Consider the following 24,729-nt stretch of genomic DNA (forward strand, 5'->3'; position numbering starts at 1 on the left):
AGATGGGTGTGATCATCATCGCACAACCGCTGCCTCCGCGTACCCACGCTGCGCCACCCCTCTCGCGACGGTTACCGTGAGCGGCAGTAGCGGTAGACGTGGTTGGCGAATTGCCAACGGCGGAAAAGGGAGAAGCGACGTGACGCGGTTGTCCACAACGGACGCGTCCTTCTATCGGATGGTGACCAGCGCCACGCCGATGTCCATCGGCTCGCTGTCGATCCTGCGCCGGCCACGAGCCGGGCTGAGCTACGAGACGCTACTGGCCACCATCGAACAGCGGCTACCGCAAGTCCCGCGATATCGGCAGAAGGTCCGGGAAGTCAGCATGAGCCTGGCCCGGCCGGTGTGGATCGACGACCGCGATTTTGACATCACCTACCACGTCCGGCGCTCGGCGCTGCCGTCGCCGGGCAGCGACGAACAGCTGCACGAGCTGATCGCCAGACTGGCGGCCCGATCGCTGGACAAGTCCCGGCCGTTGTGGGAGATGTACCTCGTCGAGGGGCTGGCCAATAACCGCATCGCGCTCTACACCAAGTCGCATCAAGCACTGATCAACGGGATCAGTGAGCTGGAGATCGGCCACGTCATCGCCGACCGGGCGCGGCGGTCGCCGAAGTTTCCCGAAGACATCTGGGTGCCGGCCCGCGAACCCGGCACTACCCGGCTGCTGTTGGGCGCAATCGGTGACTGGGCCACCCGCCCCGGGGCGCAGATGCAGGCTGTGAGCTCCGGAATCACCAGGCTGGCAACGAATTCTGGGCAGCTGGTCGACGCCGGGCGGCGGTTGTTCGATGTGGCCCGCACGTTGGCGCGGGGGAATGCCCCCAGCAGCCCACTCAACAGCACGGTGTCCCGCAACCGCCGGTTCACTGTCGCACGGGGGCGCTTGGAGGACTACCGCATCGTGCGCGCGCGCTACAACTGCGACGTCAACGATGTGGTGCTGGCGGTGGTTGCCGGCGCACTGCGCAACTGGCTGCTGTCGCGGGGCGAGGCGGTGGCCTCGACGACGACGGTGCGGGCAATGGCGCCGCTGCCGGTCTATGTCGACGAAGCATTCGACTCGGCCAGTCGTGGTGAGGCGATCAGACAGGTGGCACCGTTCTTGGTCGACCTGCCGGTGGGCGAGGGCAATGCCGTGGTACGGCTGTCCCAGATCGCGCACGCCACCGAGTCGAACCCTACCGCCGCCAGCCTGGTTGACGCCCGCACCATCGTGACGATGTCGGGGTTCGCGCCGCCCACCCTGCACGGGATGGGCATCCGGGTCGCCAACAGCTTGTCGCCGCGTCTGTTCAACTTGTTGATCACCAATGCGCCTGGGGCGCAGTCGCAGATGTACATCGCCGGCGCGAAGTTGTTGGAGACCTACGCAGTGCCCCCGTTGTTGAGGAAGCAGGTGCTGGCCATTTCGGTGACGTCGTACAACGGCATGCTGTATTTCGGGATCAACGCCGACCGCGACGCGATGAGCGATGTCGAGGTGTTGCCGGGGCTGCTCAGCGAAGCGCTCGACGAGCTTCTGGAAGCCGCGCAATAGTCCGCATCATGATTACAGTCGCCTGATGCGGGTCTATATCCCGGCGACTCTGGCCATGCTGCAGCAACTGGTTGCCGATGAATCGCTGGCGCCGGTCAACGGCACTGCGTTCGCGGTGACGCCCACTCTGCGCGAGGCCTACGCCGAGGGCGACGAGGACGAACTCGGTGAGGTCGCGCTGCGTGATGCCGCACTGGCCTCGCTACGGCTGCTGTCCACGGCGAATGCGGACTTGCCGCCGCGGCGCGCCGTGCTGATCGCCGACGTCGACGATGTCACGTTGCGGCCTGACCTCGACGATGCCGTCGTCCGGCTGGGCACCGCGGTGACGATCGACCGTGTCGTGGCGGCCTATGTCGACAACGCCGCGGCAGAAGCGGACGTGACCGCGGCGATCGCGGCCGTCGACTGGGCCGACCTGGGCGATGAGGATGCCGAGTTGGTTGTCGGTGACGCGCAGGACCATGACCTTGCCTGGTACGCCACCCAGGAGCTGCCGTTTTTGCTCGAACTGCTCTGAGGTGCGCGCGATCTCGAGTGGATACGAATTCGGAGGTTACGGTACCGTAGGTTGTATCGGGCGGGTTGCATCCGCTGACCGTCTGGTAAGCAGGAGTCCCCATGGCTAAGAAGGTTTCGAGGCCCACCGCTGACGTCGTCGAGACCCCGCGTCCGACCGTCGCCCGCACCTACCGGCACCCGGCTCGGCATGCGCTGCGCAAGCTGGCGGCCCGGATCACCACACCGCTGCTGCCCGACGACTACCTGCAGCTGGCCAATCCACTGTGGTCGGCCCGTGAACTGCGGGGCCGCATCCTGGAGGTTCGCCGCGAAACCGAGGACTCCGCGACGCTGGTCATCAAGCCCGGCTGGGGTTTCAGCTTTGACTACCAGCCCGGCCAGTACATCGGGATCGGGCTGTTGGTCGACGGACGCTGGCGGTGGCGGTCGTATTCGCTGACATCGAGCCCGGTCGCCGCCGCGCGCACGGTGACGATCACCGTGAAGGCGATGCCGGAAGGCTTTTTATCGAGTCACCTGGTGGCCGGGGTGGCGCCCGGGACGATCGTGCGACTCGCTACGCCGCAAGGCAACTTCGTGCTGCCTGATCCGGCGCCCCCGGCCATCCTGTTTATCACCGCGGGATCGGGCATCACCCCGGTGATGTCGATGCTGCGCACGCTGGTGCGCCACAACCAGATCACCGACGTGATCCACTTGCATTCCGCGCCGACAGAGGCCGACGTGATGTTCGGCGCGGAGTTGGACCAGCTGTCGCGTGACCACAGCGGATACCAGCTGCGAGTGCGCACCACGCGCCGTCAGGGCCGACTGGACCTGAGTCGGCTCGACACCGAGGTGCCCGATTGGCGGGAGCGGCAGACCTGGGCATGCGGGCCCGAAGCGCTGCTGAATGACGCCGAACGCGCCTGGACGGCCGCCGGTGCGGCCGAGCAATTGCACCTGGAACGGTTCGCGGTGTCGCGCGCTGCGCCCGCCGGGGCCGGCGGGACGGTCACGTTCGCGCGCAGCGGCAAACGCGCCGTAGCCGACGCCGCGACGTCGTTGATGGACGCCGGTGAGCAGGCCGGAGTGCAAATGCCGTTCGGCTGCCGGATGGGCATTTGCCAATCGTGTGTGGTTCCGCTGGCTGGCGGCCACGTCCGTGACCTGCGGACCGGCGTGGAACACGAGCCCGGAACCCGGATTCAGACGTGCATTTCGGCTGCATCCGGCGACTGCGTGCTGGATATTTAGTGGGCTACTGGCTGGTAACCTACGCAAACGTAGCTTACGATGGCGTAGGTAAGCGACTAAGGACTGCAGGAAGGCAACACGGTGGCCGTCACTGACGTCGACGTATTCGCACACCTCACAGACACTGACATCGAAAACCTGGCGGTGGAGTTGGATGCCATCCGCCAGGACATCGAAGACTCCCGCGGCGAGCGGGACGCCCGCTACATCCGCCGCAGCATCGCCGCCCAGCGCGCGCTGGAAGTCGCCGGCAGGGTGCTGCTGGCGGCAAGCTCACGGCGCTCGGCCTGGTGGGCCGGCACCCTGACCCTGGGCGTGGCCAAGATCGTCGAGAACATGGAGCTGGGCCACAACATCATGCACGGCCAGTGGGACTGGATGAACGACCCCGAGATCCACTCTTCGACCTGGGAGTGGGACATGAGCGGCGCGTCCAAGCACTGGCGCTACACCCACAACTTCGTGCATCACAAGTACACGAACATCCTCGGGATGGACGACGACGTCGGGTACGGCTTGCTCCGGGTCACCCGAGACGACCGCTGGAAGCGCTTCAACATCTTCAACCTGCTCTACAACGCCATGCTTGCGCTCCTCTTTGAATGGGGCGTCGGCTTGCAGCACGTGGAGATCGGCAGGATCGTCAAGAAGCGGATGGATCACGACGAGGCCCGACAGAAGACCGACGAGTTTTTGGCCAAGGCCGGCCGCCAGGTGTTCAAGGACTACGTCGCGTTCCCGGCGCTGACAGCGCTGTCGCCGGCCGCGACGTTCATGTCCACGCTGAAGGCAAACGTCGTGGCCAACGTGATCCGCAATGTGTGGGCCAACGCGGTGATCTTCTGCGGTCACTTCCCTGACGGCGCCGAGAAATTCACCAAAACCGACATGATCGGCGAGACGAAGGGCCAATGGTATCTGCGGCAGATGCTGGGCAGCGCCAACTTCAACGCCGGGCCGGCAATGCGGTTCATGAGCGGCAACCTGTGCCACCAGATCGAACACCACCTCTACCCCGATCTGCCCAGCAACCGGCTCGCGGAAATCTCCGTGCGGGTGCGCGAAGTGTGCGACAAGTACGACCTGCCGTACACCACGGGTCCCTTCCTGGTGCAGTACGGCAAGACCTGGCGGACCATCGCCAAGTTGTCGCTGCCGGACCGCTACCTGACCGACACTGCCGACGATGCCCCGGAGACCCGCAGCGAGCGGATGTTCGCGGGACTGGAGTTGGGTGCCGACCCGGCGACAGGCCGGCGACGCGGCCTGAAGACCGCAATCGCGGCGGCACGGCAACGGCGACGGGACAAGCGAGCCCAAGCCCGCGACGACGACCTGGCGGCCTAACTTTCGCGCAGCACGACCAGTAGCCGTCGGGCGGCGGCGACGCGGCGCGCCGCGGGGTCGGTCAAGTTGTCCAGCGCGCATTCGGGGTCTGCGGGTGGACCCAGATGCCCGCACCCGCGCGGGCAGTCCTCGATCGCCTCGGCCAGATCAGAGAACGCCATCATCACGTCGTCGGGCTCGATGTGGGCCAGCCCGAAGGAGCGGATCCCCGGTGTATCGATCACCCAGCCGCTGCTATTGAGCGGCAGCGCCACCGACTGCGTCGACGTATGCCGGCCCCGCCCGATTTCGGTGACCGCGCCGACAGCTCGACCAGCTTCTGGCACAAGCCGATTCACCAGAGTCGACTTGCCCACCCCGGAGTGACCCAACAGCACGGTGACCGTGCCGACCAGCATCGGAGCGACAACGTCCAGCGGGTCGTCGCGGCCTGCGGTGATCACCGCGAGGTCGAGGTCGACGAACTGCTCGGCGAACGGAGCCGCGGGCGCGAGATCCGTCTTGGTCAGACACAGCACCGGGGTCAGGCCGCCGGCAAAGGCAGCGATCAAGGCCCGGTCCACCAGCCCGCTGCGCGGCGGCGGGTCGGCCAGTGCCACCACGATCAACAGCTGATCAGCGTTGGCGACAACCACCCGTTCGGTGGCGTCGGTGTCATCGGCGGTGCGCCGCAACACCGTTCGCCGCGCCCCCCGCCGCACGATGCGGGCCAGGGTGTCCGGTCGGCCTGACAGGTCGCCGACCACATCGACGTCGTCGCCGACGACGATCGGAGTGCGGCCCAGTTCTCGGGCCCGCATGGCGGTGACACGACGGGCAGGGTCGCCGCCGAGCACACAGCCCCAGCGGCCGCGGTCAACGCTGACCACCATCGCTGCCCGGGCGTCAGCATGCTCAGGGCGGGTCTTGGTCCGGGGACGCGAACCCCGGCCGGAGCGGACTTTGACGTCGGATTCGTCGTAGTCGCCGGGCCTCAACCGCGCGGCCCCTGCAGCATTCGCATCCACAGCTGTGGAAATTCCGGCAGCGTTTTGGCGGTGGTGGCGATGTCGTCCACCTCCACACCGGCCACCCGTAGACCCACAATCGCACCGGCCATCGCCATGCGGTGGTCGGCATAGGAACGCCAGGTTCCCGGTCCCAGTGGCGTCGCGGTGATCCGCAGGCCATCGGCAGTTTCCCGGCAGTCACCGCCCAGCCGGTTGATCTCGGTGCTCAGCGCGGCGAGCCGATCGGTTTCGTGGCCGCGCAGATGCGCGACCCCGCTCAACTGCGACACCGATCCCGGGGCGGCCAGCGCCGCCACCACCGCCACCGCGGGTGTGAGCTCACCGACGTCGCGCAAATCGACGTCCAACCCGCCGTATGTCGCCGGACCCCGCACTTCGAGGTGCGAATCAGAAAGGCCGACAACGGCGTTCACACGTCGCAGGATATCCAGAATGGTGCTGGCAGGCTGGATGCTGGTGGACGGCCAGTCGGTGATGCGAACGGTACCGCCGCTGACAACCGCGGCCGCCAGGAACGGGACGGCGTTGGACAGGTCCGGTTCGATGTCCCAGTGCCGGGCGGCCACCGGGCCGGGGCGCACCAGCCAGCGGTTGGGTGACGAATCGTCGACGTCGACGCCGGCCTGGCGCAGCATCGCCACGGTCATCGCGATGTGCGGGGCCGACGGTAGCGCCGCGCCGGTGTGCTGCACGGTCAATCCCTCGGTGAACGACGCCGCGGACAGCAACAACCCGGACACGAACTGCGACGACGCCGAGGCGTCGATGCCCACGGTGCCGCCGGTGATCGACCCGGTGCCCCGTACCCGAAACGGCAGTGCGGCACCGTCGATGTCGACGCCCAGGCCGCGCAGGGCGTCCAGCAGCGGTGCGATCGGCCGGTCACGGGCCTGTTCGTCACCGTCGAAGATGACCGTCGCGACCCCCAACGCGGCCAGCGGCGGAACGAAACGCAGCACGGTGCCGGCCAGCCCGCACTCCACCCGGGCGTCCGGGCTGGGGGCGATCTGACCGCTGACCTTCAACTCGGACTCGGCGCCCTCGACCTGCAGGCCCAGCGCCCGCAGTGCGCCGACCATCAGGTCGGTATCGCGGCTGCGCAGCGCGCCGCGGATCGTGGAGACGCCGCCGCTCGCGGCTGCCAGGGCCGAGAGCACCAGGGCCCGGTTGGTTTGTGATTTCGAGCCGGGGACGGTCACCGTCGCCGTGACAGGCGACGGCATGGTGGGTGCTGACCAGGTGCTCACGCGTCCATCATTGCGTGTCTGCGCCTACCCGGCACCATGGAAGGTATGTGCGGACGATTCGCGGTCACCACCGACCCGGCAGTGCTGGCCGAGAAGATCCAGGCGATCGATGAAAGTAGGGCGGCCCGGTCCTCAGACGCGCCGAACTACAACGTCGCGCCCACCACCACCATTGCGACGGTGGTCCGTCGACACGACGAGCCCGACGACGAGCCCACTCGGCGCGTGCGGCTGATGCGCTGGGGATTGGTGCCCCCGTGGGTCAAGGCGGGCGCCGACGGCGCACCGGAGTCGAAAGGCCCACAGCTGATCAACGCCCGCGCCGACAAGGCCACCACCTCGCCGGCGTTCCGCTCGAGCGCCAAGTCCAAGCGCTGCTTGATTCCGATGGACGGCTACTACGAATGGCGCGCCAACCCCGGCGCCGGCAAGAAGGCCCACAAGACGCCGTTCTACATGTACCGGGAGGATGGCGAGCCGCTTTTCATGGCCGGCCTGTGGTCGGTATGGAAGAAGCCCGACAAGGACGCCACCCCGCTGCTCAGTTGCACGATCATCACTACCGACGCGGTCGGCGAGCTCGCCGAGATCCACGATCGAATGCCGCTGGTGGTGGGTGAACGTGATTGGGATCGTTGGCTGGATCCCGACGCTCCGCCGGATCTCGAGCTGCTGGCGGGTCCGCCCGATGTGCGTGGCATCCGGATGCGAGAGATTTCGACGCTGGTCAACAACGTGCGCAACAACGGCCCCGAGCTGCTGGAGCCGGCCGAGCAGCAGCCAGAACAGGTGACCCTGCTCTAACGTTGATCCGGCGTAACTGGGGTAGCCGGCTACTCTAGGTAGCTCGCTTGAGCTGGCGAGATGATCGCGCCATGACCGCGATTCAGCCCAAAACCGACACCGCCACCATCGACGTACGCAACCCCGCTGACGGTCGCGTTGTCGGCACGGTACCGATCGAGACATCTGACGCCGTCGCCGCGAAAGCGCGTGAGCTGCGGCTTTTCCAACCGGAATGGGCGGCGCTAGGGCCGCGCGGCCGCAAGCGGTGGCTGCTCAAGTACCAGGACTGGGTGCTCGACAACGCTGAGCACATCATCGACGTGGTGCAGTCCGAAACCGGCAAGACCCGGGCGGACGCCAGCGGCGAGCCCACCAACACCGCATCCCTGCTGGACTATTGGGCCGGTCACGCGGAGCAATTCCTCACCGACGAGCATCCGCGGTCTTTCAACCCGCTGGCGATGACCAAGAAGCTCACGACCACGTACCGGCCCTATCCGGTGGTGGGCGTCATCACGCCGTGGAACTTTCCGTTCCTGATGCCCGGGTTGGACCTGGTGCCCGCATTGGCCGCCGGCGCGGCGGTGCTGCTCAAGCCGTCTGAAGTGACGCCGCTGTCTGCGGTGGAATTCGTCCGCGGCTGGAGCGAGATCGGTGCGCCGCCGGTGCTCGCGCTGGCAACCGGCTATGGCGCCACCGGCGTCGCGGTCATCGCCAACGCCGATTTCGTGCAATTCACCGGATCCACCGCCACCGGCAGGAAGGTGGCCGTGGCCTGCGGGGAGCGGCTGGTGCCCTACAGCCTCGAACTCGGCGGCAAGGACCCGGCGCTGGTACTGGCCGATGCCGACCTGGACCGGGCCGCCAATGGAATCGCCTGGGGCGGCATGTTCAACTCTGGCCAAGTGTGCGTGTCGGTGGAGCGGGTGTACGTCGAGGCACCGGTCTACGACGTGTTCGTGGCCAAGCTCACCGACAACGTCCGACGCCTGCGCCAGGGCCAGGACGACCGCACGTTCGCCTTCGACGTCGGAGCGCTGGCAACCAGCGCCCAGCGCGACATCGTGCAACGCCACGTCGACGGTGCGGTCGCCGCCGGTGCCCGAGTGATAACGGGCGGTAAGCCGACCGGAACGGGAACCTTCTTTGAGCCAACAGTTCTCGTTGATGTCGACCACTCCATGGCGTGCATGACCGAGGAGACATTCGGACCCACCCTGCCGGTGGTCAAAGTCGCAGACGAAGCCGAGGCGATCCGGCTGGCTAACGACTCGGTATACGGGCTGTCGGCCACGGTGTGGACCGGCGACAAGGAACGCGGCGACCGGGTCGCCCGTCAGCTCGACGTCGGCGCGGTCAACATCAACGACGTTCTCTCCAACGCATTCGCCTGTGACGTCCCGATGGGCGGCTGGAAACAGTCCGGGATCGGCGCCCGTTGGGGAGGGGCGGCCGGAGTGCTCAAATACTGTCGGCCCCAAGCCATCACGTCGCCACGGATTCCCACCCAATCCAAGGAACTGCTCTGGTATCCGACCTCGCCACGTCGGGTCAAATTTGCACTGAAGCTGTTGCGCGCGTCCGCCGCTCGAGGGGTGCGGCGGATCGGTATCGCGCCGAGGGCCGCCCGGTGAAGTGCCGGGCGGCGGTGCTGCGCGGCATCGGCAAGGACTGGGAGATCTGTGACATCACGCTGGATCCGCCGCGCGCCGGCGAGGTGCTGGTGAAGATGTCGGCGGCCGGGCTGTGTCATTCCGACGACCACTTCGCCACCGGCGACCTGGTTCCGGGACCGGAGATCGCGGAGATGATGCGCGCCAACGGGATCGAAGTTCCAGAGACTTTCCCGCTGCTGGGTGGTCACGAGGGGGCCGGAGTGGTGGCTGAGGTCGGTCCGGAGGTGCACTCGGTGCGCGCCGGTGACCGGGTGGCGATGTCATTCATTCCCGCCTGCGGCAGCTGCCGGTTCTGTGTGTCGGGCATGACGTACCTGTGTGATCTCGGTGCCGGCGCATACGCCAGGGAAATGACGACCGACGGCACGGTGCGCCGCCACGTCGACGATGAGGACCTGTTGGCACTGATGCAACTCGGCACCTTCGCTGAGTATGTGGTGGCCTCGGAGCATTCGGTGATCCGAATCGGCGAAGCGATCCCGATGCACGCCGCTGCCCTGGTGTCGTGTGGTGTCACTACCGGATGGGGGTCGGCCACGGTAACGGCCGGCACGGAGCCGGGCGACACCGTGGTCGTGATCGGGGTCGGCGGCGTCGGAATGAATGCCCTGCAAGGTGCCCGCGCGGCTGGCGCGAAATACGTGCTCGGTGTGGATCCTGTTGCATTCAAACGCGATTCTGCGTCATCATTCGGCGCCACGCATACCGCGGAATCCGTTGAGGCAGCGTTGCCGATGGTGCGGGACCTCACGCAAGGCGTGATGGCCGACCGGGTGATCATCACCGCGGGCGTGGTCCACACCGATCTGCTTGCTCCGGCGATGATGTTGACCCGCAAGGGTGGAACGTGCGTGCTGACCGGGATAACGCCATACAGCGAAATGCTGGTGCCACTCATGCTCACCGACATGATCGTGTCGCATAAGCGACTGCAGGGAGCGTTGTTCGGCGGGATGAACCCGCGGGCGAGCATCCCCATGCTGCTGTCGATGTATCAGAACGGCAAGCTCAAACTCGACGAACTGGTGACGCGGCGCTACCGGCTCGAGGACATCAACGACGCCGTCGCCGACATGCGGGAGGGCCGAAACATTCGCGGCGTCGTCGAATTCGGCTAGCACCGACGCCCCACTCCTCCGGCGGGCCTGGCTACCGAGATTTACTCGGTTCCTATAGAGTTTATCTCGTGACTCCGAGCGGACGGCCCGATGCGCGGACGCGGCTGCTCGAAGTAGCCCGGCGGCGGTTCGCGGTCGACGGGGCGTTGGCAGCGACGCTGGACGAGGTCCGCCGTGAGGCCAAAGTGAGCGTCGGGGCGCTGTATCACCACTTTCCGGACAAGTCGGCGCTGGCAGCGGCCGTTTACGCCCAAGTGATGGGGGAGTACCAGGCCGGGTTCGTGACGATGTTGAGGGAGCAGGCCACCGCCGAGGGCGGGATCCGCGGTGGCGTCGAGCATCACCTGCGGTGGGTGGCCGCCAACAGCACCGAGGCGGCGCTGCTGCTCGGTGATCGGCTCGACAGTCCGACGTTGCGTGAGTCCAACTACGAGTTTTTCACCGCCATCCGGGACTGGTGGCGGCCGCACCACAGCTACGGCGTGCTGCAGCCGATTCGCCCGGGAATCACCGCTGCGCTGTGGTTCGGCCCGGCACAAGAGTTCAGCCGGCACTGGATCGCCGACGGCGAAACGAGAATGCCACGGGCAGCCGTCCGGGCATTTGCCGATGCCGCGTGGACGGCATTGCGCGCCAACGATAGTGAGGAGGACGACCGTTGAACGAATCCTTGTACAAGCGCATGGTCGCCGATGGCGACGACCGGCAGGCGCCGCAGCGGGTTCGCGTCGAGCATCGCGGCGATCGCGCGGTGGTGACTCTCGATGAACCCGACCGACTCAACGTGCTTTCCGCGCCGCTGGTACGACAACTGCGGCGGGCACTGGAGGGTCTCGCCGCCGACACCGATATCCGTGCGGTCGTCGTGACTGGCGAGGACCCCGGCTTCAGCGCCGGCGGCGACCTGAAGATGATGCGCGCGGCCACCGAGCAGCTGAGCCAGCCCGAAGGAGTCGCCGATGTCTGGCGGTGGATCCGTCGTGAATTCGGCGGCATCGCAAGGCTAATCGCCGGATCGGACACCATCTTTGTGGCCGCGCTCAACGGCCCCGCCGCCGGAGTAGGGCTGGCCTGGGCCCTGACCTGTGACCTCACCATCGCCAGCGAACGCGCGGTGATCGTCCCCGCGTTCGGCCATCTCGGCCTGATTCCCGAGGTCGGCACCAGCTGGGCGCTGACCCGGCGTCTTGGCTACCAGGGCGCGCTGGCGTATTACCTGCGGGGCGAGCACATCGACGCCCACGCCGCCCAACGACTCGGCCTGGTGCACGAGGTCGTCGACCATGACCAGCTTCTCGCCGTGGCAGACGACTGGTGCTCGCGCGTCGCCTCGATGCCCGCCCACGCCATCGCCATGACGAAGCCGCTGCTGCGCAGCGCCGCCGATGCCAACTGGAACGACGCGCTCACGCTGGAGGAATTCGCCGAACCCATCTGCTTCACCACCGCCGCATTCGCCGACAGCGTTCACGCCATGCTGGGCAGACATTGACTCGATACGACCGGGCCGGACGGACGTATTCGGTTACCAGACAACCGGACCCACGGATCGCCGGGGTTGTAGAACATGCTTTGCAGGGCATCGCGACGATTGCGAACATCGGCGCCGGAACCGGCTCCTATGAACCGTCGACCACCGTCGTCGCGGTCGAACCCAGTCGCGTCATGATCGCGCAACGCCCGGTCGATGCCGCGCCGGTGATCCAGGCGGTTGCAGAACGCTTGCCTCTTCGCACCGATGCCGTCGATGCCGCGCTTGCGGTCCTGACCGTCCACCACTGGGCCGATCTGGAGGCCGGGATCGCCGAGATGGCGCGCATCGCGCGCCGCCGTGTTGTCATTCTCACCTGGGACGACGCCGTCTTTCGTGAGTTCTGGCTCTTGCGCGAATACCTGCCCGCTGCAGCGGAGACGGATGCGCGTCTGGCCGTGCCGATCACCAAAGTGGTGTCATTGCTTGGCAATGCGTCGGTCCAGCCGGTCCCGATTCCGTATGACTGCGTTGACGGATTCGGCGGGGCCTATTGGCGTCGCCCACACGCCTACCTGGAGGCAGAAGCCCGAGCCGGGATATCGATGTTCGCCCTGACACCAGAACCTCTGCTCCGAGAAGGACTCTCACGGCTGCGCACCGATCTTGCCACTGGCGCGTGGACACTTCGCCATGCCGATCTTTTGGACAAGCCACAGCTGGATCTCGGATATCGGCTCGTTGTTGCGGATCTGCCGCGCAGTCAGGATTGAATCTCGGCCGTCACTGCGCCGGTGAGCCGGATCAGATCCGCGGGGGCCACCGCGACGTCCCAGCCGCGCCGACCGGCACTGCAATACACCCGATCCCAGCCCAGCGCATCGACGTCCACGACAGTGGGCAGCGGTTTGCGCTGCCCAAACGGCGACACCGCGCCCACCACATAACCGGTCGCCCGCTGGACAGTAGTACGGTCAGCTATCGCCGCGCGGGAAAGCCCTAATGCCGCAGCCGCGGCCTTCAGCGACAGTCGGGACGGCACGGGCAGTACGGCAACGGCCAGTCCGTCGGGTCCGGCGATGACCAGCGTTTTGTAGATCTGTCCGGGTGCGATGCCGTGCGCGTCGGTCAGGCGGCGGACAGCTTCGTCGCCGAACGAGCCTTCCCCCGGATCGTGGGCGAACTTCACCACCTCGTGCGCCACACCCGCAGCCGATAGCGCCGCAAGCGCCGGAGTCGCCGCACCCGGCATCGACTAGGGCGCGCGGTATCCGGGCGGGTTCGGGCTTTCCACCCACAGGTCAACCCCGAGCTCACCGCCAGGTGTGCAGTCGTACACCGACAAATCGCTGACCCCGGATTCGACCAATACGTCCTCGCACAGCACCGAGTTACCGGTGTACTCACCGGCGGGCTTGTTGAGGATGACGTAGGCGGCGTCGGCGTACACCTCGGGCTTGCGCGCCCGTGCCATCGCCTGCTCGCCGCCCAGCAGGTTCTGTACGGCGGCGGTGGCCACCAGAGTGCGCGGCCACAGGGTATTGGACGCGATGCCGTCAGCACGCAACTCCTCGGCAATACCCAAGGCGCACAACGTCATTCCGAATTTAGCCATCATGTACGCGGTCGGCTTGAGCCACTTGGACTCGAGCAGTATCGGGGGCGAGAGCGTCAGGATGTGGGGGTTGTCCCGGCCTTTCATGTGCGGGATACAGGCCGCCGACACGGCATAGGTGCCGCGCACCTGGATGCCGTTCATCAGGTCGAAACGCTTCAGTGGCACCTCGGTGATGGACCCCAGGTTGATCGCCGACGCGTTATTCACGCACATGTCGATGCCACCGAACTGCTCCACGGTCTGGGCGACTGCCGCCTCAACCGAGTCGCCGTCACGAATGTCACCGACGATCGGCAGCGCCTGCCCGCCGGCGTCCTCGAGCTCCTTTGCCGCGGTGTATACCGTGCCCGGTAATTTGGGATGCGGTTCGGCGGTCTTGGCGATGAGCGCAATGTTGGCCCCGTCGCGCGCAGCGCGCATGGCGATCGCCAGGCCGATACCGCGGCTGGCCCCGGAAATGAACATGGTTTTGCCGTTCAGAGACATGGCGTCACAGTAACGCCGCGAGCGCCGGGCCGGGATCAGCGGTCCAAATCAGGCACCGACGGTCGGCCTGGCCAGGAAATAGCCAGGTCGCCGAAGCTGTTGACCATCACAGTTGGTGGCCGCCGTGACGGCCATGCAAGACACTGTCGGGTGCAGCCTTTAGATTGGGGAGAAGGGGAGTCTGGTGTCGACGGCGATGAGCCTGCTGGAGCGTCCGGTATTGGTGCCTGGGCTGTCCGGTGATACTGCGACCGAAGGGATTGTGACGACCAAGATGGCCGACAGTGATGGCTCGACCGGGCCCGAAGTGGCCGCGCCCGATCCCAGGGAGGAGACGGACGAGCAGCTCACGGCACGCTTCGAACGCGACGCGATCCCGCTGCTAGATCAGCTTTACGGTGGCGCTCTGCGCATGACGCGCAATCCGGCCGACGCCGAAGACCTGCTGCAGGAGACGATGGTGAAGGCCTATGCGGGCTTCCGCTCGTTCACGCCGGGCACCAATCTCAAGGCATGGCTGTACCGCATTCTGACCAACACCTACATCAACAGCTACCGCAAAAAGCAGCGCCAGCCGGCCCAGTATCCGACCGACGAAATCACCGACTGGCAGCTGGCCGCCAGCGCTGAGCACTCCTCGACAGGCTTGCGCTCCGCCGAGGTGGAGGCGCTCGAGGCGCTGCCGGATACCGAGATCAAAGAAGCGCTTCAGGCGCTGCCCGAGGACTTCCGGATGGCGGTGTATTACGCGGATGTAGAAGGTTTCCCGTACAAGGAGATCGCCGAGATCATGGATACGCCGATCGGCACGGTGATGTCGCGCCTCCACCGCGGCAGACGCCAGCTGCGTGGGTTGTTGGCCGACGTGGCCAAGGAACGGGGCTTCCTCCGGGGCGGCCAGGCACCCGAGGAGGTGTCGTCGTGACTGAGTTCTCCTGCGGATCGGGTAGCTCTGAGGACGCCCGCGCGAAGGCCGACTGCGCTGAAGTCATCGCCGAGGTATGGAGCCTGCTCGACGGTGAGTGCACCGCGGAAACCCGCCAGAAGCTGCGTCAGCACCTCGAGGAATGCCCCGGTTGCTTGCGGCACTACGGGCTCGAGGAGCGGATCAAGTCGTTGATCGCCATGAAATGCCGAGGTGAGAAGGCCCCGGAGGGCCTTCGCGAACGGTTACGTCTGGAGATCAGCCGGACCACCATCATCCGCCGTCAGGGCACCTGGCCCCTCTGAGACGGGATCGCCCACCCGGCCCGCAGCGACGCCGGGGTTAGGAATTCGGGCGCTTGCCGTGGTTGGCCTTGCTGTACTTGCGGTCGCGCTTCTTCCGGCCTCGTTTGGCCATGACTGATCCTCCTTGCAGGTAACCGGCTGGTCAGTCTTTCATGCGGCCGAAGTTCGGCGGTGCTAGGGGCTACACAACCGGGACGTTCTGCCCCGGAACCGGAAGGTTGGTCGACCCAGGCGTTTGAGCGGGCGAGCCCGGTATCCCGGAGGTCTGGCCAGGGGCCAGAGCGCTGGGTTGGCCCGGCACGGTGGGGGTTTGGCCGGGCGACAGCGTGCCTGGTGTTGCCGGTGTCTGGCCCGGCGTCAACGTGCCCGGTGTTGCCGGTGTCTGGCCCGGCGTCAGCGTGCCCGGTGTCGCCGGCAGCTGGCCGGGGGCCAGGGTGCTGGGTTGGCCGGGCAATGTGGAGGTTTGGCCGGGGGTCAGCGTGCCCGGTGTTGTCGGTAGCTGGCCCGGCGTCAGCGTGCCGGGAAGCTGGCCGGGCAGCGTGCTGGGAAGCTGGCCGGGCAGGGTGCTGGGAAGCTGGCCGGGAACCTGGCCGGGGAGCGTGCTGGGAAGCTGGCCGGGCAGCGTGCTGGGGTACCCGGGAGTCACCGGGCTTGCACCGGAGCTGGCGGGCATGAACACCTGGCCGCTGCCCGGGAAAACAGCGTTCAGCAGCGCACCCAACTCGTTGAAGATCGCATTGCTGATGCCCACACCGCTGGTGGGGTCGGCAGCGGGAACGGGCACTGGGTCATCGACCAGGACAGGTTGCTGGGGAGTCGCCCCGGCAACGCCGCTGCCAAGGCCGATCGCAGCCATCGCGGCAAGCGCAAACCCCGCGCCGACGGTCGCGCGAACCACCGGCCGGCATGACTTCGAAATCTCAAACATGTTCGTGAACAACGGAATTGCACCTCCACTCAATTCGAACACCCAATGCTCATCGGTCACTCAAATCACTCTGGAAACAATGCTGCTCAATTGTCACAGAAGAAACACGACACGGTCACGGAACGAACTCTATAGATTTGCTTACCAATCTTGGAGTTTGCTTACTCTCTGCGAGGCGGTCCCCCGGGGACCCTCTCGACGCACCGACGATGGCCGATTGTGGTTCGATGTGAGCGACGGGAATGGCGCAAACAGTGGCTGGGTGACGAACGGGGTAATGATGGCCGAGGACGTCCGCGCGGAGATCGTGGCCAGCGTGCTCGAAGTCGTGGTCAAAGAGGGCGACCAGATCGGCGAAGGCGACACTGTCGTGCTGTTGGAGTCGATGAAGATGGAGATTCCGGTCCTGGCCGAAGTCGCCGGCACAGTCAGCAAAGTGAGCGTATCGGTGGGAGATGTCATCCAGGCCGGCGACCTTATCGCGGTCATCAGTTAGCCATTGGCTTTGCCGAATTCAGCACCGGGTGTGACTGATGTCGACTCTGGGTGATCTGCTCGCCGAACACACCATTCTGCCGGGTAATGCCGTCGACCACCTGCACGCGGTGGTCGGGGAATGGCAATTGCTGGCTGATCTGTCGTTCGCCGATTACCTGATGTGGGTACGCCGCGACGACGGCGCACTGGTATGTGTGGCGCAGTGCCGGCCCAATACCGCGCCGACGGTTCTACTGCGGGATGCTGTCGGCACTGTGTTTCCCGCCGACAAGGTGCCGCTGGTCGCAGCGGCGTTCGAATCCGGTGTCATAGGGCGAGGAAATGTTGCGGCTCAAGAGGATTCGCGGTTACAGACCGGTCTGAACGTCGAAGCGGTGCCTGTCAGGTACGGCGACCGGGTGGTCGCGGTGCTGACCCATCAAACCGCAGAGGCGGCCGCGGTCCGCAAATCCAGTCCGCTGGAGACCGCCTACGTCGACTGCGCAGCGGATCTCGTGCACATGCTGTCGGAAGGCACCTTTCCCAATGTGGGCGACGTGGCAATGTCGCGCTCCAGCCCGCGGGCCGGTGACGGCTTCATCCGCCTCGACGTCAACGGTGTGGTGTCCTACGCCAGCCCGAACGCGCTGTCGGCCTATCACCGGATGGCCCTGACCTCGGAATTGGAGGGCCACAACCTCGTCGAGGTGACCCGCCCGCTGATCTCCGATCCCTTCGAAGCACAGGAACTTGCCGACCATGTACAGGACTCGTTGGCCGGCGGGTCGAGCATGCGCATGGAAGTAGACGCCGGCGGCGCGGCGGTGCTGTTGCGCACGCTGCCGCTGGTGGTGCACGGCGCGGCGGCCGGGGCGGCGGTGCTGATCCGCGACGTGACCGAGGTCAAGCGCCGCGATCGTGCACTGATGTCCAAAGACGCCACGATTCGAGAAATCCACCACCGGGTGAAGAACAACCTGCAGACCGTGGCAGCGCTGCTGCGCCTGCAGGCACGGCGGACGACAAACCCAGAAGGCCGGGAGGCGCTGATCGAATCGGTGCGCCGGGTGTCGTCGATCGCGCTGGTCCATGATGCGTTGTCGATGTCGGTCAACGAGGAAGTCAACCTCGACGAGGTGATCGACCGGATCCTGCCGATCATGAACGACGTGGCGACGGTGGATACGCCGATCCGGATCAACCGGACCGGCATGCTCGGCGTGCTGGACTCCGACCGGGCCACGGCGCTGATCATGGTGATCACCGAACTGGTGCAAAACGCCATCGAGCACGCTTTCGACCCGAACGGCGGCGGTTCCGCCGGTCGTGTCGGCGGGAGCGGCTCGGTGACCATTCGCTCTGAGAGGTCCGCCCGCTGGCTCGACGTGGTGGTTCATGACAATGGTCGCGGGCTGCCCGACGGGTTCAGCGTGGAAAAGTCCGACCGCCTCGGCCTGCAGATCGTGCGGACCCTGGTATCCGCAGAACTTGACGGGTCGCTGCGGATGCATGATTCCGCCGAGGGCGGCACCGATGTGGTGTTACGTGTTCCGATCGGGCGTCGCGCCAGGCTCGTGCAATAGTCTGCGGGGCGATCGGCTTGGCCAATTGTGGCGACCCGCTTCGCCCGGCTCCGCCGTGCTCGCGATCGGCTTGGCCAATTGTGGCGACCCGCTTCGCCCGGCTCCGCCGCGCTCGCGATCGCCACGGGACCCTTCACACAATGTCGCGGCCCCGGCAGTTGCCGAGGCCGCGACGTCAAAGGGTTTGTGTCAGACTCCGCTGCGAGCCTTGGTCCGAGCGTTGCGGCGCTTGAGCGCGCGTCGTTCGTCTTCACTCATTCCGCCCCACACGCCGGAGTCCTGGCCGGTATTCAGCGCCCAGGACAGGCATTCGGTGGTCACCGGGCAGCGGTTACAGACCAGTTTCGCGTCAGCGATCTGGGCGAGCGCCGGCCCACTGTTCCCCACCGGGAAGAACAGCTCCGGGTCTTCGTCGCGACAGACCGCCTTGTGGCGCCAATCCATATGTCGTTACTCCTCACTATGTGCGCAGCAGGGCGCACGGGCATTTGTCTTCGGCTGTTAACGCGGGCATAAGAAAGTCTCGGTACCGTTGCACGCGATCATTCGATCGTTTCACAGGCTCAACGGATGTCAATAGCGCGCGCTGACAGGTGGGCAATCTCACTTTGAGGGTCTGGTTCCAAAACCCTTAATCGTTTGTACTACGATCCCGGCGCAGTTGCGCCCTCGATTAGCCTGAATTGGCGACTAATGCAGGTCAGGCATGGTTTTTTGCCGGCGGAGCGACAACGGACAGGGCGTCGGGAACGGCTCGGAAGGTCATCTGCTCGCGCTCGCCGAGATAGTCACCGTCAAATTGGCTGGCAATCGGCGGTCCGTCGCAGGTGACCCGCACGCAGGCTGCGTCGTCGTCCCGGACCAGCTGCTTGGCCTGCATTTTCGGCTGCTTGGCAAACATCTGCCGGACAACCTTCAACGTCGGGATCACCTTCAGGCTGGTGACCCCGAAAACTCCCAGGCCGGATTCGAAGCTGCTGTCAGGGTTTGTCCATATCGGCCGGTTGTCGGCGAAGGTCCACGGGCTGGAGTTGGACACGAAGACGAAGTGCACCCCGGAAACCGGGTCGCGACCGGGCAGGTGCACCGTCAACCGCGGTGCCCGACGCGTGCTGGCCAGCACCGCCGGCACCGCCGTGCGGATATAGCGCGACGGCGTCACTTTGCGGCCTTTTTCGCGTTGCGCCTCGACAGCGGCCACCACTTCGGCGTCGACGCCCATCCCGGCGTTGAGCACTGCCCAGCGCTCACCACAGTCGATCACCCCGATCCGGCGCCAGTTCGGCTGGTGCCCGTATTGGTCGAGCAGATCGATCAGCTGGTTGGTGGCGTCGATCGGGTCGGGATAGATGCCCAACGAGCGGGCCAGCACATTTGCCGAGCCACCGGGCACGATCGCCACCGCCGGGACGTGGCCGGTCGGCAACTGACCCGGTGCTCCGAGCAGGCCGTTGACAATGTTGCTGACGGTGCCGTCACCGCCGTGCACGACGAGCAAATCGACACCGTCGTCGGCGGCCGCCTGCGCGATTTCACCGCCGTGTCCGCGGTGAGTGGTGTGTTCGACGGTCAGTTGAAGGCGGCTCTGCAGCGCGTGCGTCAACAGGTCGCGCCCCGCGGCAGTGGTGGACGTCGCGGTCGGGTTGACGATCAGCACGGCGCGCATGACGCCAAAGCCTACGGGACCGGCGGCGATGCGAGCCGTGCAGCGGAGCCGTCCATTGGGTTCAGTCGGTGGCTACGCTGACGCCATGACGGTCCCGGCTCCGACCAGCCTGCGTGCCGCGGGCCTGATCGTTGCTGTGCAAGGTACCGCCGGATTGGTGGTCGCTGCAGTGCTGCTGTTGCGGGGACTCGGTGGCGTCGATCAGCACGCAGTCAACGGTTTTGGGACCGCAGTGTGGTTCGTCCTCATCGGCGGCGGGCTGCTGGCGGCTGGATGCGCCTTGCTGGCCGGGAAGCGATGGGGACGCGGGCCCGCGGTGTTCGCCCAACTGCTGTTCCTGCCGGTCGCGTGGTATCTCGCGGCGGGGTCTCATCGGCTGCCGGCCGGGATTCTGCTGGGCATTATGGCGGTGACCGTGCTGGCGTTGCTGTTCAGTTCCCCTGTGCTGCGCTGGCTCTCCGACTGGTCAGTGTGATTCGGCCAGCCCGGCCAGCTCTGAGCCGGATAGCCGATAGGTTGTCCACTCCCGCTGCGGCTGACCGCCGACGGTGTCATAGAGCGTGATCGCATCTGCATTCCAGTTCAGCACCGCCCACGACAGTCGCGTGTAGCCGTTGTCGCGGCATTCGCGTGCCAGGGTCGACAGCAGCGCGCGGGCCAGCCCGCGGCGGCGAAATTGCGGGCGCACGTAGAGATCCTCCAGATGGATACCCGCAACACCGTCCCACGTGGAGAAGTTGAGGAACCACAGCGCCGTCGCGGCGATCTCACCGTGCACGTCGGCGACGTGTCCCTGCAGCGTCACCGGGTCGTCGAAGAGCGCAGTGCTGATTTGCGCTTCGGTGACGGTGCAGTCGTCGGACGCATGCTCGAAGTCGGCCAGCTCATGGATCATCGCGGTGATCATTGCGACGTCCGCCGGTGTCGCTCGTCGGATATGCGCTGTCACGGCTGTACTCCCAGCGCGCTCAGAATGGTGACGAATTTCGTTGTGGTTTCCTCGACTTCGTCGTCCGGATCGCTTTCGGCGACGATGCCGCCGCCGGAGTGAGCGAGCGCGGTGCGGCGGTCGGCCGACAGCTGCGCACAGCGGATGGACACTACCCACCGGCCGTCGCCGCGCGCGTCGCACCAGCCAACCGCGCCGGCGTAGAACCCGCGGTCGCCCTCCAGCTGTCCGATGAGGTGCGCCGCGGTGCTTGCGGGAAAGCCACCGACCGCCGGCGTGGGATGCAGTGCCAGCGCCAGATCCATTGCGGTAACCGAAGGTCGGCGTAGCCGCCCGCTGATCGGGGTGCTCAGATGCCAGAGCGCTGCGGTGTGGCTCAGCTGCGGTGTGGCCGCAATCGTCAACTCACTGCACCACGGCTCGAGTGCCTCAATCATCGCGTCGATGACCAGTTGGTGCTCGTGGCGGTTCTTGGCCGACTCGGCCAGCGCGGCACCGGTGGCGGCGTCGACGTCGGGGTCGACGGCGCGCGGTGCCGAACCGGCGAAGGGCTGACACGTCACTCGGTCGCCGTCGCGGGCAACCAGCAGTTCTGGGCTGGCGCCGACCAGCGCCATCCCCTCATACTGGTCGCCCGCCGCCGTGAGGTCGACGAGATAGCCGTAAGCGCCAGGGTCTTTGGCGGTCAGTCGGCGCAGAATCACTCGGGCATCCAGCGGCGTCTCGGCAACCAACCGCAATGCGCGCGCCAGCACGACTTTCTGCAGAGCGCTGCCCTGCGCGGCCAGCTGATCGCATGCCTGTTGTACCCGGGCACGGTGTTCCCCGGGCGGGGGGACCATCTCGGCGATATGTACCGCCGACAGGGGGCCAGACGGCCACTCGGGCAAGGTCTGCTCGTGCCGCACCGCGTGCGGCGACATCAGCGCAGCCGGCTTGTTCACCTCAAACGGCAAGGCGCCCAAGATGATTGACGCCGCATCTGAACGCAGCGCGGCTTGCGCACTGGCCGCGTCGCAATAGCGGTCTCGAACGCCGTCGCCGAGCAAGACCCCGCCCGGACCGCTCAAAACGAACGGCGGCTCGGATATCATCGGTTAGTCGTGCCTGGTTGCACGAGCACGCCGAGCTGACGGATTCGATGTTCGAAGCCGCAGACCGCGATCGAACCGGCGACCATGCCGAAGCGGCTCCCGTCGAACAGCGGCAGTTCGAGCCACCGAGCGATCACCGCACGGGAGAAGTGGCCGTGGCCCACAAACAGCACATCGCGAGTCGCCAGGTGCTCGAGCGCGAGCTCGACAGCCCGATCTGCGCGGTCGCTGACCAGGTCGACGGTCTCGCCGTCCGGGCAACCGTGCGTCCAAACCAGCCAGTCTGGTTGGGATTGCTGAATTTGCGCGGTCGTCAGGCCCTCGTAGGACCCGTAATCCCATTCGGCGATCAGCGGCGACTTCTGGTGGATGGCCAAGCCGGCCAGCTCGGCGGTAGCCACGGCGCGTCGCCGTGGGCTGGCGATCACCATCGGATCCTCCAAGTGCAGCTCACCGAGCGCTTGCCCGGCGGCGACGGCTTGGCTCCGGCCATCATCGGTGAGGTCGAGATCGGTGCGACTGGTGTGCTGGCCCGACTTGGACCATTCGGTCTCACCGTGGCGGAGTAGCACCAGCCGATGGTTCTCGACGCCCATGGCGACCGATTGTGCCTGACACGCATCGCGATCGCCGCGCGGGCAGTAGGGGATAGATGCCAGGATGGGATTGACGGCCCATCGGGCGACGACGCAGGGTACGCGATCAGGAGGAGCGGCGCTTAATGACCCGGGTATTGGCAATAGCCAACCAGAAGGGCGGGGTGGCCAAGACGACCACGGTGGCCTCGCTGGGAGCCGCGATGGCGGACAGTGGACAACGAGTGCTGCTGGTCGATCTCGACCCGCAGGGCTGTCTGACTTTTTCGCTCGGCCAAGATCCGGACAAGCTGCCGGTTTCCGTGCATGAGGTGCTGCTCGGTGAGGTGGAACCCAGCGCTGCGCTGGTCGCCACCGCCGAAGGCATGACGCTGCTGCCGGCCAATATCGATTTGGCCGGTGCGGAGGCGATGCTGCTGATGCGGGCCGGTCGCGAGTACGCGCTCAAACGCGCGCTGGACAAGCTCAGCGACCAGTTCGACGTCGTGGTCATCGACTGCCCGCCCTCATTGGGGGTTCTCACCCTCAACGGGCTGACGGCCGCCGACGAGGTCATGGTTCCGCTGCAGTGCGAGACGTTGGCTCATCGCGGCGTCGGCCAGTTCCTGCGCACGGTCGCCGACGTGCAGCAGATCACCAACCCCCGGCTGCGGTTATTGGGCGCGCTGCCGACGCTGTATGACCCGCGCACTACCCATACCCGCGATGTGCTGCTCGACGTCGCCGACCGCTACGACCTGCCGCTGCTTGCGCCGCCCATCCCGCGCACGGTTCGTTTCGCCGAGGCCAGCGCGTCGGGGTCGTCGGTGATGGCTGCACGTAAGAACAAGGGCGCCGCCGCCTATCGCGACCTGGCGCAGGCGCTGCTCAAGCACTGGAAGTCGGGCAAGCCGCTGCCAAGCTTCAGCCTGGAGATGTAGCGCTAGCCACCCAGCGCCACGACCGTACCGCCGCGCTGCTCGACGATCTGCGAGCCCAGCACAGCGGGGACCACCGGCGACGGGATCGGCGCCCGGTTCACCGGCAGGACGTGATCGTCGGCGCCGGTGGCCGGGTCGTAGACACCGATCCCACCGGTAACCGGGACCAGCAGCCGGCCAGCCATAATCGTCGCCGGCCCGAGCGGCACGGCCGGCCCCGCCGCCGCGATCGTGTAGCGGTAGCTCAACGTGGTCGCGTCGAACACCAGCACTGCATCGCCGGCCCACCAGGTGACCAGGTTGCCGGGCTTGGAGACCGCACTCGCCGGCCACGGCTGCTTGGGCAGCAGCGTGCTGGAAACGGTGATGCCGGTTTCGTCGACCACGTCGACTCTGGGCTGCGGGGAGGGCAGATACAGCAGGGTGCTGGTCTCCGACACCGCCAGGACCCGCGCACCGGAACCGGCGCCGATGCCCGGTTGGGGGACATACCGTTGCTCGGGTTCGTCTTCTTCCTTGCTTGGGCGCAGCAACGTCAGCCGCAGATCGGCCTGGTTCGGGCATGCCTCCAGCACCGACACCGCCGACGAACTGGCCGCCGCCGAGGTCAACGTGCAGCCGGTGTGCAGCGCTTGCGACGACGGTTTGATGCGAGCATCGATCTCGCCGTAGGACAGCATCCGGACCATGTCCGAGCGCCAAAGCTCAAGGCGGGTATCGCCTACCAATAACACCGTCGTCCCGTCCGAGGACACCGCGACCTGCTTGTCGGCGTAGCTGCTGCGGGCGGGGCCACGCTGGCCGGTCGATCCGTCGATGGTGCTGACCTGGCCGCAGCCCCGGCCATCGCGGTAAACCGCGACCGCGTAGCGGTAGACCCAGGACACCGCGCACAAATCGGCGCCGCGAGCATAGCTCCAGCGCACCTCACCGCTGCTCGGATCGTGTCCGGCGACCGAGCGGGCGTCGCCGGTGACAACCATTCCGCCGACCACGACCGGCGCGGTGGTTGCCGCGCTGTCGGCGGTCCAGAGCTGCCTCAACGTTGCGGGCACCTCAGTGGCCGAACGGGGAGTGGGCGCCGGCACCGCCGCGGGTTTGCTGTTGGTAGCCCGGGCGTCGCTGGTCCACCAGATCAGTGCCGCGACGACGGCGATCACCGCCACGATCACCGCTGCGGCCACCATGTCGGCCCTGGTACGGCGTTCGGGTTTGACCATGGC

27 protein-coding genes and 1 pseudogene are annotated in these 24,729 nt (G+C 66.5%); 16 read left to right on the plus strand and 12 right to left on the minus strand.

Annotated features, from left to right (window positions below; all coding sequences use genetic code 11):
- The first annotated feature begins 139 nt into the window (after window positions 1-139).
- From AC5Y42_RS15865 to AC5Y42_RS15880, 4 genes are all read left to right on the plus strand, one after another.
- Window positions 140-1,546 (plus strand): WS/DGAT/MGAT family O-acyltransferase, encoded by a 1,407-nt coding sequence (locus tag AC5Y42_RS15865; RefSeq protein WP_499899458.1) that lies wholly within the window; start codon window positions 140-142, stop codon window positions 1,544-1,546.
- Window positions 1,547-1,568: 22 nt separating this feature from the next.
- Complete coding sequence (locus tag AC5Y42_RS15870; protein WP_499899642.1) at window positions 1,569-2,066, plus strand: DUF6912 family protein; 498 nt, start codon at window positions 1,569-1,571, stop codon at window positions 2,064-2,066.
- 101 nt (window positions 2,067-2,167) lie between these two features.
- Entirely contained in the window at window positions 2,168-3,304 is a 1,137-nt protein-coding gene (locus tag AC5Y42_RS15875) for a ferredoxin reductase (RefSeq protein WP_499899460.1), read from the plus strand.
- An 81-nt stretch (window positions 3,305-3,385) separates the two neighbouring features.
- The gene (locus tag AC5Y42_RS15880) at window positions 3,386-4,651 is read left to right on the plus strand and encodes a fatty acid desaturase family protein (protein ID WP_499899462.1); all 1,266 of its coding nucleotides are present in this window, start codon (window positions 3,386-3,388) and stop codon (window positions 4,649-4,651) included.
- Here AC5Y42_RS15880 and rsgA read toward each other — a convergent pair.
- Together rsgA and aroA are read right to left on the minus strand one after the other, a co-directional pair.
- A complete protein-coding gene (rsgA, locus tag AC5Y42_RS15885; RefSeq protein WP_499899463.1) occupies window positions 4,648-5,628 on the minus strand; it encodes a ribosome small subunit-dependent GTPase A in 981 nt (326 codons plus the stop codon). The two genes, AC5Y42_RS15880 and rsgA, sit on opposite strands and share 4 nt — an antisense overlap.
- Window positions 5,625-6,908 carry a 3-phosphoshikimate 1-carboxyvinyltransferase gene (aroA, locus tag AC5Y42_RS15890; protein ID WP_499899465.1) on the minus strand — a complete coding sequence of 428 codons (1,284 nt, stop codon included), beginning with the start codon at window positions 6,906-6,908 and terminating at the stop codon, window positions 5,625-5,627. Before aroA ends, rsgA begins: the two co-directional genes overlap by 4 nt.
- Window positions 6,909-6,953: 45 nt before the next feature.
- On the opposite strand from aroA, the gene AC5Y42_RS15895 reads away from it, so the two are divergent.
- From AC5Y42_RS15895 to AC5Y42_RS15920, 6 genes are all read left to right on the plus strand, one after another.
- The gene (locus AC5Y42_RS15895; protein WP_499899467.1) at window positions 6,954-7,712 is read left to right on the plus strand and encodes an SOS response-associated peptidase; all 759 of its coding nucleotides are present in this window, start codon (window positions 6,954-6,956) and stop codon (window positions 7,710-7,712) included.
- Window positions 7,713-7,783: 71 nt separating this feature from the next.
- Window positions 7,784-9,328, plus strand: a complete 1,545-nt coding sequence (locus AC5Y42_RS15900) for an aldehyde dehydrogenase family protein (RefSeq protein ID WP_499899469.1) — start codon at window positions 7,784-7,786, stop codon at window positions 9,326-9,328.
- Window positions 9,325-10,488: an NDMA-dependent alcohol dehydrogenase gene (locus AC5Y42_RS15905; RefSeq protein WP_499899471.1), complete on the plus strand. Its 1,164-nt coding sequence runs from the start codon at window positions 9,325-9,327 to the stop codon at window positions 10,486-10,488. The genes AC5Y42_RS15900 and AC5Y42_RS15905 overlap by 4 nt, the downstream gene beginning before the upstream one ends.
- 68 nt (window positions 10,489-10,556) lie before the next feature.
- On the plus strand, window positions 10,557-11,150 hold the full coding sequence (locus AC5Y42_RS15910; RefSeq protein ID WP_499899473.1) for a TetR/AcrR family transcriptional regulator: 594 nt from the start codon (window positions 10,557-10,559) through the stop codon (window positions 11,148-11,150).
- Window positions 11,151-11,170: 20 nt separating this feature from the next.
- Window positions 11,171-11,980 (plus strand): enoyl-CoA hydratase/isomerase family protein, encoded by an 810-nt coding sequence (locus AC5Y42_RS15915; protein ID WP_499899644.1) that lies wholly within the window; start codon window positions 11,171-11,173, stop codon window positions 11,978-11,980.
- Window positions 11,981-12,060: 80 nt separating this feature from the next.
- Window positions 12,061-12,732 (plus strand): class I SAM-dependent methyltransferase, encoded by a 672-nt coding sequence (locus AC5Y42_RS15920; protein WP_499899475.1) that lies wholly within the window; start codon window positions 12,061-12,063, stop codon window positions 12,730-12,732.
- Here AC5Y42_RS15920 and AC5Y42_RS15925 read toward each other — a convergent pair.
- Together AC5Y42_RS15925 and AC5Y42_RS15930 are read right to left on the minus strand one after the other, a co-directional pair.
- Complete coding sequence (locus tag AC5Y42_RS15925; protein WP_499899477.1) at window positions 12,723-13,211, minus strand: YbaK/EbsC family protein; 489 nt, start codon at window positions 13,209-13,211, stop codon at window positions 12,723-12,725. The genes AC5Y42_RS15920 and AC5Y42_RS15925 overlap by 10 nt on opposite strands.
- 3 nt (window positions 13,212-13,214) lie before the next feature.
- Window positions 13,215-14,063: an SDR family oxidoreductase gene (locus tag AC5Y42_RS15930; protein WP_499899479.1), complete on the minus strand. Its 849-nt coding sequence runs from the start codon at window positions 14,061-14,063 to the stop codon at window positions 13,215-13,217.
- 274 nt (window positions 14,064-14,337) lie between these two features.
- Here AC5Y42_RS15930 and AC5Y42_RS15935 point away from each other — a divergent pair, with 274 nt between their 5' ends.
- Together AC5Y42_RS15935 and rsrA are read left to right on the plus strand one after the other, a co-directional pair.
- On the plus strand, window positions 14,338-14,988 hold the full coding sequence (locus AC5Y42_RS15935; protein ID WP_499886240.1) for a sigma-70 family RNA polymerase sigma factor: 651 nt from the start codon (window positions 14,338-14,340) through the stop codon (window positions 14,986-14,988).
- Complete coding sequence (rsrA, locus tag AC5Y42_RS15940; protein ID WP_499899481.1) at window positions 14,985-15,293, plus strand: mycothiol system anti-sigma-R factor; 309 nt, start codon at window positions 14,985-14,987, stop codon at window positions 15,291-15,293. Before AC5Y42_RS15935 ends, rsrA begins: the two co-directional genes overlap by 4 nt.
- 37 nt (window positions 15,294-15,330) lie before the next feature.
- Here rsrA and AC5Y42_RS15945 read toward each other — a convergent pair whose 3' ends face one another.
- Both AC5Y42_RS15945 and AC5Y42_RS15950 read right to left on the minus strand, forming a co-directional pair.
- A complete protein-coding gene (locus tag AC5Y42_RS15945) occupies window positions 15,331-15,405 on the minus strand; it encodes a 50S ribosomal protein bL37 (RefSeq protein ID WP_003416889.1) in 75 nt (24 codons plus the stop codon).
- A 69-nt stretch (window positions 15,406-15,474) separates the two neighbouring features.
- Complete coding sequence (locus tag AC5Y42_RS15950; protein WP_499899483.1) at window positions 15,475-16,281, minus strand: hypothetical protein; 807 nt, start codon at window positions 16,279-16,281, stop codon at window positions 15,475-15,477.
- Window positions 16,282-16,501: 220 nt separating this feature from the next.
- Here AC5Y42_RS15950 and AC5Y42_RS15955 point away from each other — a divergent pair, with 220 nt between their 5' ends.
- Together AC5Y42_RS15955 and AC5Y42_RS15960 are read left to right on the plus strand one after the other, a co-directional pair.
- Window positions 16,502-16,717 (plus strand): biotin/lipoyl-binding carrier protein, encoded by a 216-nt coding sequence (locus AC5Y42_RS15955; RefSeq protein WP_065016657.1) that lies wholly within the window; start codon window positions 16,502-16,504, stop codon window positions 16,715-16,717.
- A gap of 37 nt (window positions 16,718-16,754) precedes the next feature.
- The gene (locus tag AC5Y42_RS15960) at window positions 16,755-18,281 is read left to right on the plus strand and encodes a sensor histidine kinase (protein WP_499899485.1); all 1,527 of its coding nucleotides are present in this window, start codon (window positions 16,755-16,757) and stop codon (window positions 18,279-18,281) included.
- 189 nt (window positions 18,282-18,470) lie between these two features.
- Here AC5Y42_RS15960 and whiB1 read toward each other — a convergent pair whose 3' ends face one another.
- Entirely contained in the window at window positions 18,471-18,725 is a 255-nt protein-coding gene (gene whiB1, locus AC5Y42_RS15965) for a transcriptional regulator WhiB1 (protein WP_023371700.1), read from the minus strand.
- Window positions 18,726-18,981: 256 nt separating this feature from the next.
- A complete protein-coding gene (locus AC5Y42_RS15970; RefSeq protein ID WP_499899487.1) occupies window positions 18,982-19,947 on the minus strand; it encodes a diacylglycerol/lipid kinase family protein in 966 nt (321 codons plus the stop codon).
- A gap of 85 nt (window positions 19,948-20,032) precedes the next feature.
- On the opposite strand from AC5Y42_RS15970, the pseudogene AC5Y42_RS15975 reads away from it, so the two are divergent.
- Window positions 20,033-20,462 (plus strand): annotated as a pseudogene (locus tag AC5Y42_RS15975) (hypothetical protein).
- Here AC5Y42_RS15975 and AC5Y42_RS15980 read toward each other — a convergent pair.
- The 3 genes from AC5Y42_RS15980 to AC5Y42_RS15990 are packed head-to-tail and all read right to left on the minus strand — an operon-like array spanning window position 20,414 to window position 22,586.
- Window positions 20,414-20,896, minus strand: coding sequence for a GNAT family N-acetyltransferase (locus tag AC5Y42_RS15980; RefSeq protein ID WP_499899489.1), 483 nt, complete (start codon window positions 20,894-20,896; stop codon window positions 20,414-20,416). The pseudogene AC5Y42_RS15975 and the gene AC5Y42_RS15980 overlap by 49 nt on opposite strands.
- Window positions 20,893-21,990, minus strand: a complete 1,098-nt coding sequence (locus AC5Y42_RS15985) for an isochorismate synthase (RefSeq protein WP_499899491.1) — start codon at window positions 21,988-21,990, stop codon at window positions 20,893-20,895. Before AC5Y42_RS15985 ends, AC5Y42_RS15980 begins: the two co-directional genes overlap by 4 nt.
- The gene (locus AC5Y42_RS15990) at window positions 21,987-22,586 is read right to left on the minus strand and encodes an acid phosphatase (protein ID WP_499899492.1); all 600 of its coding nucleotides are present in this window, start codon (window positions 22,584-22,586) and stop codon (window positions 21,987-21,989) included. The genes AC5Y42_RS15985 and AC5Y42_RS15990 overlap by 4 nt, the downstream gene beginning before the upstream one ends.
- Before the next feature lie 125 nt (window positions 22,587-22,711).
- Between AC5Y42_RS15990 and AC5Y42_RS15995 the strand changes: the two genes are divergently transcribed.
- Window positions 22,712-23,506, plus strand: a complete 795-nt coding sequence (locus AC5Y42_RS15995) for a ParA family protein (RefSeq protein WP_499899494.1) — start codon at window positions 22,712-22,714, stop codon at window positions 23,504-23,506.
- Window positions 23,507-23,508: 2 nt separating this feature from the next.
- On the opposite strand, the gene AC5Y42_RS16000 is transcribed toward AC5Y42_RS15995, so the two are convergent.
- Window positions 23,509-24,726, minus strand: coding sequence for an Rv3212 family protein (locus AC5Y42_RS16000; protein WP_499899496.1), 1,218 nt, complete (start codon window positions 24,724-24,726; stop codon window positions 23,509-23,511).
- Between the last annotated feature and the right edge of the window lie 3 nt (window positions 24,727-24,729).

It is taken from the genome of Mycobacterium sp. NGS48 (assembly GCF_059812585.1).